Raw genomic sequence first — 12,302 nt, 5'->3', positions numbered from 1 at the left:
TTCCATGCCGCGTCTGCAATCCTGCCTGTTATGGCTCGTGCTGCTGCTAGCCCTGCCCGGCTGCGTCGACCCGTTTGAGCCGGACGTTATCAATGCGCCCCAGAATTACCTGGTAGTGGCGGGCTCCATCAACCTCAGTGGCGTAACGACTATTCGACTTTCGCGCACCCAGAACGTGGCCAGCGCGGCCGCTCCGGTGGTAGAAACCAAGGCCACAGTTTCCATTCAGGACGATGCCGGCACGCCTTACCCGCTCACCGAGCCGGCGCCGGGCACTTACACTTCCGCGAGTTTGGCGCTGAGCCCAGCCCGCAAGTACCGGGTGCGGGTGCGCACCGCGGCGGGCCGCGAATATGCCTCCGAACTGGTGACGGGTAAGGCGACGCCGCCCATCGGCGGGGTGACGTGGGCGCTGGAGCCCCGGGGCTTGCAGGTGTATGTGAACAGCCGCGACGCTAGCAATAACACGCGCTATTACCGCTGGACCTACACCGAAACCTGGGAATTTCAGTCGGCTTACCGGTCTATTATCGAGTACGTTAACGGTAGCATGCGCCCCGGACGGAAGACATCTTCACGTGCTGGGGCACCGCCGGCTCCACGGCCATACAGCTCAGCTCCACGGCCCGACTCAGTCAGGATGTCGTATCCGACTTTCCGCTGCTGCTGATGCCGGCCAACTCAACCAAGCTGCGGTTTAAATACAGCCTGCTGGTGCGGCAATTTGCCCAGACGCCCGAGGAGTACGCCTACTGGGAGCAGCTCAAGGCTACCACCGAAAACCTGGGCAGCCTCTTCGACCCCGCCCCCACCCAGCTGACCGGCAACGTGCGCTGCCTGACCGACGAGTCGGAGCCCGTCATTGGGTACGTGGGAGCCAGCACCGTCACCGAGAAGCGGATATTCATTAGCAGCTCGGATTTGCCGCCCACCAATTTTCTCAACGGGTACAGCTGCCTGCCGCCCGATACCGTCCTGCTCAGAGACGTGTCGGCCTACTTTAGCAGCCCCGCCGTGCTGCCGGTATATGGGGTTTATTCGCCAATGGGCGGCCTGCTGCTGGGGTATGCCGGCGCTCCGGCCGACTGCGTGGATTGCCGGCGCCGAGGCACCAACAAGCGGCCCGACTTCTGGCAGTAGTGCCGGCTTCTTTTCTACCTGTATACTTAGCCGTTCCGTGACTTTCGCCCCGACATTTCTTGCCCGCCTGCTGCCCGCTCTGCTGGCGTTGTGCAGCAGCCCGGTTTTGGCCCAGCTCGACTCTTTGCCCCAGCTGGGCCGCAGCCTGGCCCGCTACAGCCAGCGCCTGCCCCCGGAAAAGCTGTTTGCCCACCTGGACCGGCCCAGCTACGTGAGTGGCGAAACGCTGTGGTTTAAGCTCTATGCCGTGGATGGCCGGAGCCACCGGCCGCTGGCGGCCAGCACCGTGGCCTATGTGGAAGTGCTGGATGCCGAGCAGCGGCCCGTATTACAAGCCAAAATTGCCTTGCGCCGCGCCACTGGCCAGGGCTCCTTCGTGCTGCCGGCAGCCCTGGCCTCCGGCACCTACACGGTGCGGGCCTACACGAGCTGGATGAAGAACTTTGGGCCCGAATTCTACTTTCATTGCCCGGTTACCATCGTCAATACCCGCACGCCGCTGGGGCTGCCCGCGGCCCCGGCGGCCCTAAGCTACGACCCGCAGTTTTTTCCCGAAGGCGGCTACCTGGTGCAGGGTATCAGCAGCAAAGTGGGCTTCAAGATAACCGACCGCCAGGGCCGGGGAGTGGCCGCCGAGGGCAACGTGCTGGATGCCAGTGGCAAGAGCGTGGGCAGTTTCCAGACGCTGCGGTTTGGTCTGGGCAGCTTTTCGTTTACGCCCATGGCGGCGGGCTCCGCTTACCGGGCCGTCATCCGGCTGAGGAGCGGGCAAACCATTACCAGCCCATTGCCGGCGGTGCGGGAGCAGGGCTACGTGCTCCGGCTGGAAGAGGCCGGGCCGGAGCAGCTGCGCGTAGTAGTGCAAACCAGTGGGGCAGCCTTGGCCAGTGAAAGTCTGTACCTACTGGGCCACACCCGCCAGCAGGTGGCCGTAGCGGCCGGTACTCCGCTCAGCCAGGGGCAGGCCGTCTTTGTGGTGGAAAAAGCCAAGCTCGCGGCCGGGGTTACCCACTTCACCTTGTTCAACAGCCGGCGGCAGCCGGTGTGCGAGCGGCTCTACTTCCGGGCCTCAACTACCACCCTGGCCCTTACCGCCCAGCCCGATAAAAGTCAGTACGCCAGCCGCCAGAAGGTGAGCCTGCAGCTAAGCACGGGCGAAACGGTTCCGGCAAACGTGTCGGTGGCCGTGTACCAGCTCGACTCTTTGTCGCAGGCCGGCGGACCCGACGCGGCCAGCTACCTGTGGCTGACTTCCGATTTGAAGGGCGCGGTGGAAAACCCTGAGTATTACTGCTCCACCCATTCCGCGGAAGCGGCTCAGGCGGCCGACAACCTGATGCTGACCCAAGGCTGGAGCCGTTTCCGCTGGGCCGACGTGCTGGCCGCTCAGCCCGCGCCGCCGGCTTATCTGCCCGAGCTAAACGGGCATTTGGTGCGCGGGCGGGTAACCGACAGTCGCACGGGGGCCCGGCTCCGGGCATCTCTATCTACCTGGCGGCGCCCAGCCGGGCCATTCAGCTGTACAATTCAGTTAGTCGGGCCGATGGCAGCGTGCAGTTCGAAACGGCCGACTGGTACGGTACCCGGCAGCTGGTAGCCCAGCCCAACCCCACGCGCGACAGTGTGTACCGGGTGGAAATCCTCAATCCTTTCTCCGAGCAGTACGCTCCCGGCCGGCCGGTCCGACTCACGCTTTCCGAGCAGCTGGCGGCCAGCCTGCGGCGGCGCCACGTGCAGGCCCAGGTGCAGCAGCAGTTTGCCAGCGGCCCGCCGGTGCGCTACCAGTTGCCGCGCATCGACAGTCTGGCGTTTTATGGCAAGCCCAATGAGCGGTACATGCTCGATGCCTACACCCGCTTCAAGGTGATGGAGGAAGTGATGCGCGAGTACGTGCCCGGCGTGTTTGTGCGCCTGCGCAAAGACGGCTTTCACTTCCTGCTGCCCAATGCCAACGCCCACGACGCCCTGGAAAACCCGCTGGTGCTGCTCGACGGCATGCCCGTGTTCGACACCAACAAAATCATGGCCTTCGACCCGCTGAAGGTGCAGAAGCTCGACGTCGTGACCAAGCGCTACTTCGTGGGGGCTTTTTTCTACAACGGCATCGTGAGCTACACCACCTATAAGGGCGACCTGGCCGGCTTTCCACTCGATACCCACGTGCTGCTCCAGGAATACGAGGGCCTGCAGGGGCAGCGCGAGTTCTACGCGCCCCGCTACGAGACGCCCCAGCAGCAGCAAAGCCGCCGGCCCGACTTCCGCAACCTGCTCTACTGGAATCCGGACGTAACTATCCGTCCGGGAGCCAGCCCCACGCTTACCTTTTTCACTTCCGACCAAGTGGGCCGGTACCGGATAGTAGTGCAGGGCCTCAGCCAGAGCGGCCAGGCCGGCAGCACCAGCGCTACGTTTGAAGTAAAAGCCGCTTTGTAGAAAGCCTGCCCCCTTCGGAAGTGGTCCGCAGGTCTTCCGCAGGGGTCTGAATAGGTTCCGAACCTACCCATTGGGCTTCTGAAGTCACCCGGAGGACTTTCGAAGCTATACCTAGAGTTTCCGAACCCCTCCAGACCCCTTCCCAAGTCCTCCGGGTAGGTTCGGAAGCTACCCGGAGGACTTCGGAAGCCCTCCGTCGGGCCTACTCCGGACGGGCCTGCAGGCGCCACTCGCCGCAGTACACGTTGTAGCGGCCCTGGCGCACGAAGCCGCAGAGCGTCATGCCAAAATCCCGGGCGGCCTGCACGGCCAAAGAGCTAGGCGCCCCCACGGCGGCCAGTACCGGAATGCCGGCCACGGCCGCCTTCTGCACCAGCTCAAACGAGGCCCGCCCGCTTACCAGCAAAATCGTGCGGTGCAGGGGCAGCCACTCCTGCAGCAGCGCCGCCCCGATTACCTTGTCTAGGGCGTTGTGCCGGCCCACGTCTTCGCGCAGCAGCAGCAGCTCGCCTTCGGGCGAAAACAGAGCCGCCGCGTGCAGGCCGCCGGTTTGCTCAAACAGCGCCTGGGCCGCCCGCTGCCGGGCCGGCAGCTCATGAATCACGGTGGGCGACACGTACGGGCCATTGGTAGGCAGCACCGGGCAGGCAGCCGCGTGCACCGCGTCGATGCTGGTTTTGCCGCACACCCCGCAGCTGGAAGAGGTGTAGAAGTGCCGCTCCAGGCGCGGCATCGACACGTCGACATGCTCAGCCAGCTCGGCCCGCACCACGTTTTCCCGCTCCTCCTCCTTGGTCACGTCGGGGCAGTAGCGGATGCCGGCCAGCTGCTCCCGACGCTGAATAATGCCCTCGGTGAGCAAGAAGCCGGCGGCCAGCTCCATGTCGTGGCCGGGGGTGCGCATGGTAATGGCTAGGGTGCGGTGCTCCCGCTGCCCGGCCGCCCCAAAACCGAGGCGGATTTCCAGGGGCTCTTCGGCGGCTACCACATCAGAAGCTTCGGTCAGCTCGGCGCCCGTCACCTTGTGCACCGTGAGGTAGTCGTAGCTGGTAGGCGGCAGGAAGGTTTCCACGGTAGAGTTGCTAGTTGGGAAGTAGGAATGGGGCAGTCGAGGGCCACCGCTCTTTACGGATGCGTGGCCGGGGAAAGGTTAACTTTTAAGCGAAGCTGTAAGTTTAAAGCCAGAACGAAATGGCGGGCGGCCCTGCCTACCCCTCGTCTTATCTGGTACTTCTTATTTATTCTTCCCGTGCTTACTCCCGACGAACGCCAACGCTACCAACGCCACCTGCAGCTGCCCGAAATAGGGGAGGCCGGGCAGGAAAAGCTCAAGGCTGCCCGGGTGCTGGTGGTGGGAGCCGGCGGCCTGGGCTGCCCCATTCTGCAGTACCTGGCCGCCGCCGGCGTGGGCACGCTGGGCATTGCCGACGGCGACCAGGTGGAAATGAGCAACCTGCAGCGCCAGGTACTCTTTGGCCCCGCCGATTTGGGTCAGTACAAAGCGGAAGCTGCCGCCCGGGCCGTGCAGCGCATCAACCCGCTGGTCAACTGCGAGGTAACGCCCCGCCGCGTGGATGTAGCCTCCGTGCGCGAGCTGGTGGCCCAGTACGATGTGGTGGTGGACGGTTCCGACAACTTTCCGACCCGCTACCTGCTCAACGACGCCTGCGTGAGCCTAGGCAAGCCCCTGGTTTCGGGCGCCATTTATAAATTCGAGGGTCAGGTGTCGGTGTTCAACTACCAAGGCGGGCCCACCTACCGCTGCCTGTTCCCGCAGCCACCGTCGGCTGCCGAGGCGCCCAACTGCTCAGTTATCGGAGTGCTGGGCGTGCTGCCGGGCCTCGTTGGCTGCGCTCAGGCCACCGAAACGCTGAAAGTAATTCTGGGCCTGGGTGAAATCCTGACTGGCCGGCTCTGGCTGTTCGATGCCCTCACGTTCCAGACCCGCACCCTGCGCTTTGCCCGCCAGCCCGAGCGGGCCGCCATCAACCTCGACTCCGCCGACCCGGCCGACTACGCTGAGCTCTGCCAAGCCCCCATTGCCAGCGTGACGCCCGCCGAGCTAGACGAGCTGCTCAGCTCCGAGACGCCGCCGTTTCTGCTGGATGTGCGCGAGCTGGAGGAATACGCCGTCAGTCACCTGCCCAGCGCCGCCCTGATTCCGCTCGGCAGCCTACCCCAGCGCGTGGCCGAGCTGCCCCGCCACCACCCCATTGTGGTGTACTGCCGCAGCGGCCGGCGCAGCGCCCAGGCCATAGCCCAACTGCAGCAGGACCACGGCTTTGACAACCTGACCAACCTTACCGGTGGTATTCAGGCCTGGGCTGAGCAGCTCGACCCGGCCATGCCCACGGCCTGATTGTAGCGCAACCGACCGCGCGAACTTTGCCGTTTGTGCATCCCCGCGCCAGTACCAACGATTGTCGTTCAGCTCTGCGAGCCTTGTGGTTCGCGCTAGTAGTACCTGCCTTGCCCACGCTCCATTCCCCTCCGACACTTCGCCTCTCACCGCGCCCACCCGCCGCATCCGCTTCGACCGGAACGAGCTGGCGGGGGCTTTCGGGGACTTGGGCACCGACTTGCCCCTGCTTATCGGCGTCATTGCGGCCTCGGGCGTGGATAGTGCCGGACTGCTCATCGTATTCGGGCTGCTGCAGATGTTTTCGGGCTTCTGGTACGGCATGCCCATGCCGGTGCAGCCGCTCAAGGCCTTTGCCGCCCTGGTTATTGCCCAGAAAATTCCCGGCCGCATCATCTTCGGTGGGGGGCTGGCCATTGGCCTAAGCATGCTGCTCTTGTCCGTCACCGGCCTGATTGACGCCCTGGCCAAGCTGATTCCCAAGCCCGTGGTGCGCGGCATTCAGTTTGGGCTGGCCTTGCAGCTTTCCACCCTGGCCCTGAAGGAATACGTGCCCGCCGACGGCCTGCCGGGTTACGCCCTGGCCGCCGCGGCCTTTACCGTCACGGTGCTGCTGCTCGGCAACCGGCGCTGGCCGGCTTCCCTGCTGGTTATTACGCTAGGAATCATCTATGCCCTGGCTTTCAAGCTCGACCTAACTACTGCCCAGCAGGCTCTGGGCCTGCACCTGCCCACCTGGCACGTGCCGCAGCAGGCCGATATTCTGACCGGCGCCGTATTACTGGCCCTGCCCCAGATTCCCTTGTCGCTCGGCAACTCCATTCTGGCCACCCGGCAGGTGATTCACGACCATTACCCCGAAAAGCAGGTTACGGTGCGGCAAATCAGCTTTACCTACGGGCTAATGAATCTGGTAGCGCCGTTTTTTGGGGGCTTTCCGGTATGTCACGGCTCGGGCGGCATGGTGGGTCACTACGCGTTTGGGGCCCGGACCGGGGGCTCGGTTATTCTCTACGGCGGGCTGTTTCTGGTGCTGGGCCTGTTTTTCAGCCAGGGTTTCGCCGACATCGTCCAGATTTTTCCCTTGCCTATTCTAGGCGTGCTGCTGCTCTTCGAAGCCCTGACCCTGGCCGCCCTGCTCCGCGACCTGACCAGCTCCAAGCCGGACCTGCTGGTGGCCTTGCTGGTGGGTGTGCTTTGCAGCGGCCTGCCCTACGGCTACCTCGTGGGCCTGGTGGTAGGTACGGCCGTGTACTACGCCATGCGCCGCGGCTGGGCGGGTTTGGGCAAGTAAAAAGCCTATGAACACAACCGCGCTACCCCAATTTTGGCAAGTAACCCATATAGAAGCTGGCCCACAGCCTTTTCCGGGTTACGTACATATGGAAGAAAATATGGTGTTTGATTTTCGGTTCGCAAATGAGCCACCATCCGACGCCAATTCTCCCAGTAGATGGACCCGCTACCACAAGCAAATCAGGCACTCCGGAAATGCAGAGGCCTTACATTTGGTCATTCAAAGCCTTAATCCCCAGTGCCTAATTCTGGAGCTTCATTTATTGGTTTCAAGTCAGTCAATGCATATATCCACTCTGACTTTGGCTCCGAAAAATGATCTGACATGAGCGGTGCTACCTAGGTTGAACCTAGGAATTTTTCCTTTCCAGCACTTCGTCAATCAGGCCGTATTCCCGAGCCTCATCGGCCCGCATCCAGTAGTCCCGGTCCGAGTCGTCGTGGATTTGCTGGTAGGTTTTGCCGGAACGCTCGGCGTAGATGCTGTAGAGCTCCTGCCGCAGCTTCACCACTTCCCGGGCCGTAATTTCAATGTCGGCTGAAGGGCCCTGCACCCCACCCGAAGGCTGGTGAATCATGACCCGGGCGTGGGGTAAGGCCGAGCGTTTGCCGATGGCCCCGCCAGTCAGCAGAAAGGCGCCCATGGAGGCAGCCAGGCCGGTGCAAATGGTGGCCACGTCGGGATTCACGTACTGCATCGTGTCGAAGATGCCCAGGCCGGCGTACACCGAGCCGCCCGGGGAGTTGATATAGAGCAAAATGTCCTTCTTGGCATCCACCGACTCCAGAAACAAGAGCTGGGCGGTGATGATGTTGGCAATATTGTCGTCGACGGCCTGCCCCAGAAAGATAATCCGGTCCATGATCAGGCGCGAAAACACGTCTATTTCGGCAAAGCGCGTCGGCCGCTCCTCAATGACGGAGCGCGTCATGCCCGTGACCTGGGGATAAAACCGGCCTTCGATGTGGTGCTGGTACCGGTCGATGCTAGAGCCGGATAAGCCCTGGCCCTGCACGGCAAATTTTCGGAATTCCTGGGAGTGTAACATGGCAATTGACGGGTAAAAAATGGACCTAGGAAGCCTGGCTGCCTTGATTGCAAGGCAGAGCAGCGGGAATAAATCGGGGAAAGAAAGGGTTAGCGGCGGGGCCGCTTCAGCGCCCGGCGCAGGTGTTCGGTGGCGGTTTGCAGCCAGCTGCGCCGCCGGGTCTGCCGCTCGAAGCGGCTGTGAATCAGTTCCAGCTCCCGGCGCAGCTGTTGGCGGCCGGCTTCGTGCAGGGCCTGATAAAGCTGCTGCTGGGTGGCCGCGTCGGCGGCCAGGTCGGGGTCGGTGAGCAGCTGCACCTGCCACTGGGCCGCTTCGGCGGCTGTGGGGCAACCCAGCAGGTGGTGCTCAATGAGCTGTAGGCGTTCCAGGACGGGGCGCATAGCGTTACTGGGCTAAGGCGTTGGCCACTACCGCCCGCACCGACTTGCGCAGCCGCTCCAGGCACTTGAATTTCTGCACTGTGGCCGAGCGGATGTTGCCGTAGTTCAGAGTTCCGGCAATCTGCTCCAGGGGCTGCTGGAAGTAGTAAAAAGCCAGCAATAAGCTTTTGCACCGCTCCCCGAGCTGCTCCACATAGTCGAGCACCGGCAGCGAATCATGGCCTTCTGCGCTGGGCTCGGCTTCTTCCTGCACCTGGGTGTGCTCTTCACTTAGGTCGGTAAGGGGCAGCTGCCCGCGCCGGCTGAGCTCCCGCCGCCACAGGTTGCGGCTAATGCCTACTAAATAGGTACTTACGGAGGAGGACAGCACGAACGAGTCGGCCACGGCCTTCTCGTAAAAAATTACCAGGGTATCCTGAAACACGTCTTTGGCATCCTGGGCCGAGCCGCCGTGCTGCTGCACGTGGCGGCGCACCAATGGGAACGTCCGTTGGTAAATCTGCGTCAGGGTTTGTTCCCGATTGGTGCGCAGAGCCTGCCGAAGAGATGCCGAAGTATGCATAAGTGAAAGCCGGACCGGTGAGTGAAGAAGTGCCGCTCTGGTAGTTAATCCGCTTTTGGGGCAACTATCACCCCAAGGCCGCCGAAAATATTTCGTAGCTGTCTACTGTCCGCCCAGAATCCGGCGAATATGCGCCTGGTACTCAGGGTTGCTGGTCATGCCGTTGTGGCCTGCCCCGGCCAGGGTAATAAACTGATCCTGCGGCTTGAGCAGCGCCTTGAGCTGCATGGTGGTCTGGTAGTCGATGACCTCGTCGTGCTCCCCGTGGAAGATGACGATGGGACATTTTACTTGGGGCAGCACCGCATCGGTACCCAGCGGGTAGCGCACGATAAAGCCCGGCACGAAGGGGTAATGCTGCCGCGCCGTGGCCCGCATGCTGAAGTAGGGCGCCTGCAGCAGCAGGAGCCTAGGGTTTTGCTGGGCTGCCAGCCAGGCCGCCGCGCCCGTGCCCAGGGAGTAGCCCAGCACGATAGTGCGCTCTTCAGGAAACTCGGGCAGCAGCTGTTGGTAAGCTGTTTGCACGTCGCTCAGGAACTGCTCCTGGCTGCTGATGGTCCCCCCGCTTTTGCCGTAGCCGCGGTAGTCGAGCATAAACACGCTGTAGCCCAGGCGGGTGTAGAGCGTGGCCGCGTCGCCCCAGCTGTCGAGAGCCCCGGCGTTGCCGTGGAGGTAGAAAATAAGGCCCGGGCCGAGTCGGCAGGGAAGAGCAGGCCGTGCAGGCGGGTGCCGTCGGAGGCCTTTATCCAGCGCTCCTCGACGGGCTGAGCGAAGCTGAAGCGGTAGTCGGCCGGCAGCTTGGTGGGAAAGAACAGCAGCCGCTCCTGCTTGAAATACAGCACCACCAGCACCGCCACGTACAGCAGCGCCACAAACCCAACAATTCCGAACAAGACTTTCATAGCAGCCTAAGAATACGAACTTCCCCAGATTCCGCCGCTTTTCCTTCCCATCGTTGCAAGCAAGGCAAAGCAATTCGTCCTCTGAGATATGCTGAATGCTCTTCCTTTGCTGAAAGGCTGCTGGCGTACGACCTGCGCCAGCCCGGCGGGTCCGTGGGGCACAGATTGGAGTAGCTGTTTTGCTGGTGAGCAGGCGCCGGAGTAAGGCCCTGGAACGTTTAGTTGCCCGGTTAAAATCAAAAAAATGTAATGCTTGGGTTTATTGCTGGCGGGTCAATGCAAAAGCCCCAGGCCAAAATCTGGGGCTTTTGCATTGGCGCGGGCTCTGCTGAAAAGGCTTACTTCGCTACTGCTTGGTAAACCCGAAGGGAGTTGTCACACGGATACCAAATTCATTACGTTGAAAAGTTTTAGTCCGGTCCTCGGGCAAGATAGCTGGGTCCATCTTTTCCGCTGTGTTTGATATGTCACGCAATTCAAAGTATAACTCAATATTAAAATTTACTTTGGTGTTTTCTTTATTTTTCAGAGTGGTTATAAAGCCCATTCCAGCGTTTTGTGTTGCTCTATGACGCTTAATGTCATTAAGCCTCCATTTGTCAAAAGGGTGTTGTAAAAGAAAATACGGATGTAGGTTAATGCGGCTAATTGTATCCATTGGAATTACCCAATCAAACCGAATATCGTGATACTTGCTTGGTTTATACTGCGTGATTTTATAAGCAGTGACTTTTTCAAGAATTTCACGGCTCCTTTGAAAAGTGTCTATTTTTGTTTTGCTGGAAATATCCATTCCTTGCAAGGAAGCAATATTGTTTGATTTAGTAGCAGCATATTCCAACCGCATCAATCCGTTCCATTTCTTATAGCCAGGGTGTCTAGAATCAACAAATCTGTTGAATGCAAAAGCAAGGCGTCCATTGAACCTTGTTTTCTCAATCACTTGCTTAGAATACGTTGCATTTTCGTCATAAAGATAAAATTTTTGCTGTTTGCCACCGGGCAAAATATCTATCCACATTAGCTCGACAGTTGACCAACGCGCTTTAAGGTCAACCTTTAAAACGGAGTCCTTCCTCGCTTTTTCGATCTTCTTCTTGTCGATACTACTTTGAAGGGCGGCTAATTTAAGCAGCAAGTCTTTTTCATAAATTTTCTTAGCCACGTAGCTGTTTAGTTGTGACGCCTCCATTTCATCTTCTGTTACAGAATCTTCACGGAGTGAATCAGTGATTTCTTTTATTTGCGCCTGTACTTGCTTTATCAAAGCATTTAGCTGTTGTTTCTCTAGTAACTCCCGGTCCGTCAACGTACGATAGTGCGCTTCCACCTCTGTGCGTGCTTTGGCTATAGCTTCTCTGTCTCTTCCATACGACCAAAATGCATCGTATACAACAAATGAATAACCAAGCTTCAATTCAACATTGCTATTTACTTTGTTGTTCTGAAACAAAGAAACGGTGTTCTCTACTATTGAAACATTTGCGTTTCCGGAGAAAAAGCCGGTCAAACGGTCCTTTTCTCGAACTTTACCTAATATATTAGAGGTGTTTTTGCTAAACGTAGGAATAAACCCATTTAGGGTTACACTGGGTTTGATAATATTTATTGATAAGTAATTGCCTATAGCTGTTACATTACGGTCACCCGTTAATATGTGAGTAACCTTTTGGTTATACACTGTCGCAAAGTTTGCACTTGTAACCAGCCCATCTTCGTTCCTGTCACTGGTCCCACCCGAGGCACCGCCACTACTGACAGGCCTACTTGCTGACTGAGCTACTGCTGATTGGCTATTACTGGTTAGGGCATCTTGTCCAAACGTGCTGGTTGATCCCATTAAAAGGAGTGCGGCAAGAGAAATGGCTTGTTGAATGAGCTTCATGACTACTGTCTGTGTGAAGGAGCAATCGACGTCCCGACCTGCAACAAAAAATCAGTGCCACCACTGAGTTTTAATCAAGCATATTGTGGACAGCACAATATTGTGTTTTTCCACATACCTCAAATAATGCTATTGAATAGCAATACGTTATAATAATAACGTCGGGCTGCTGTTTATGCGGCAAGTACTTGTCCTGTAAGCACTATTGCCTTTTTGATGTACCTAGTGGGCGATAGTAGTACGGGCCGAAATCAGCGGGCCCATCATGCTTCGACGAACATGACGGGCCCGCTGAT

The 12,302-nt window shown here is 59.4% G+C and carries 12 protein-coding genes; 6 read left to right on the top strand and 6 right to left on the bottom strand.

Annotation, left to right across the window (positions count from 1 at the left end):
* Positions 1 to 4 precede the first annotated feature (4 nt).
* The 4 genes from MUN79_RS03810 to MUN79_RS03795 are packed head-to-tail and all read left to right on the top strand — an operon-like array spanning position 5 to position 3,573.
* The gene (locus MUN79_RS03810; protein ID WP_244676465.1) at positions 5 to 670 is read left to right on the top strand and encodes a DUF4249 domain-containing protein; all 666 of its coding nucleotides are present in this window, start codon (positions 5 to 7) and stop codon (positions 668 to 670) included.
* Positions 571 to 1,140: a DUF4249 domain-containing protein gene (locus MUN79_RS03805; RefSeq protein ID WP_311136746.1), complete on the top strand. Its 570-nt coding sequence runs from the start codon at positions 571 to 573 to the stop codon at positions 1,138 to 1,140. Before MUN79_RS03810 ends, MUN79_RS03805 begins: the two co-directional genes overlap by 100 nt.
* A 37-nt stretch (positions 1,141 to 1,177) precedes the next feature.
* Positions 1,178 to 2,737, top strand: coding sequence for a hypothetical protein (locus MUN79_RS03800; RefSeq protein ID WP_244676464.1), 1,560 nt, complete (start codon positions 1,178 to 1,180; stop codon positions 2,735 to 2,737).
* Positions 2,692 to 3,573, top strand: coding sequence for a hypothetical protein (locus MUN79_RS03795; protein WP_244676463.1), 882 nt, complete (start codon positions 2,692 to 2,694; stop codon positions 3,571 to 3,573). Before MUN79_RS03800 ends, MUN79_RS03795 begins: the two co-directional genes overlap by 46 nt.
* 202 nt (positions 3,574 to 3,775) lie before the next feature.
* Here the strand turns inward: MUN79_RS03795 and fdhD are convergent, their stop codons facing one another.
* Positions 3,776 to 4,645: a formate dehydrogenase accessory sulfurtransferase FdhD gene (fdhD, locus tag MUN79_RS03790; RefSeq protein WP_244676462.1), complete on the bottom strand. Its 870-nt coding sequence runs from the start codon at positions 4,643 to 4,645 to the stop codon at positions 3,776 to 3,778.
* Positions 4,646 to 4,822: 177 nt separating this feature from the next.
* Here fdhD and moeB point away from each other — a divergent pair, with 177 nt between their 5' ends.
* On the top strand, positions 4,823 to 5,932 hold the full coding sequence (moeB, locus tag MUN79_RS03785) for a molybdopterin-synthase adenylyltransferase MoeB (protein ID WP_244676461.1): 1,110 nt from the start codon (positions 4,823 to 4,825) through the stop codon (positions 5,930 to 5,932).
* 85 nt (positions 5,933 to 6,017) lie between these two features.
* Entirely contained in the window at positions 6,018 to 7,226 is a 1,209-nt protein-coding gene (locus MUN79_RS03780; protein WP_244676460.1) for a putative sulfate/molybdate transporter, read from the top strand.
* A gap of 352 nt (positions 7,227 to 7,578) precedes the next feature.
* Here the strand turns inward: MUN79_RS03780 and MUN79_RS03775 are convergent, their stop codons facing one another.
* From MUN79_RS03775 to MUN79_RS03755, 5 genes are all read right to left on the bottom strand, one after another.
* Positions 7,579 to 8,277, bottom strand: a complete 699-nt coding sequence (locus MUN79_RS03775) for a ClpP family protease (RefSeq protein ID WP_262922982.1) — start codon at positions 8,275 to 8,277, stop codon at positions 7,579 to 7,581.
* An 89-nt stretch (positions 8,278 to 8,366) separates the two neighbouring features.
* Complete coding sequence (locus tag MUN79_RS03770; protein WP_244676459.1) at positions 8,367 to 8,657, bottom strand: hypothetical protein; 291 nt, start codon at positions 8,655 to 8,657, stop codon at positions 8,367 to 8,369.
* A 4-nt stretch (positions 8,658 to 8,661) separates the two neighbouring features.
* Entirely contained in the window at positions 8,662 to 9,219 is a 558-nt protein-coding gene (locus MUN79_RS03765; protein ID WP_244676458.1) for an RNA polymerase sigma factor, read from the bottom strand.
* 102 nt (positions 9,220 to 9,321) lie between these two features.
* On the bottom strand, positions 9,322 to 10,194 hold the full coding sequence (locus MUN79_RS03760; protein ID WP_244676457.1) for an alpha/beta hydrolase: 873 nt from the start codon (positions 10,192 to 10,194) through the stop codon (positions 9,322 to 9,324).
* 273 nt (positions 10,195 to 10,467) lie between these two features.
* Positions 10,468 to 12,006 (bottom strand): hypothetical protein, encoded by a 1,539-nt coding sequence (locus MUN79_RS03755; RefSeq protein ID WP_244676456.1) that lies wholly within the window; start codon positions 12,004 to 12,006, stop codon positions 10,468 to 10,470.
* Positions 12,007 to 12,302 lie beyond the last annotated feature (296 nt).

Source organism: Hymenobacter cellulosilyticus, from assembly GCF_022919215.1.
GTDB classification, from domain to species: domain Bacteria; phylum Bacteroidota; class Bacteroidia; order Cytophagales; family Hymenobacteraceae; genus Hymenobacter; species Hymenobacter cellulosilyticus.
The sequence above is the reverse complement of the archived record's forward strand: the minus strand, read 5'-3'. Positions and strand labels throughout refer to the sequence as shown.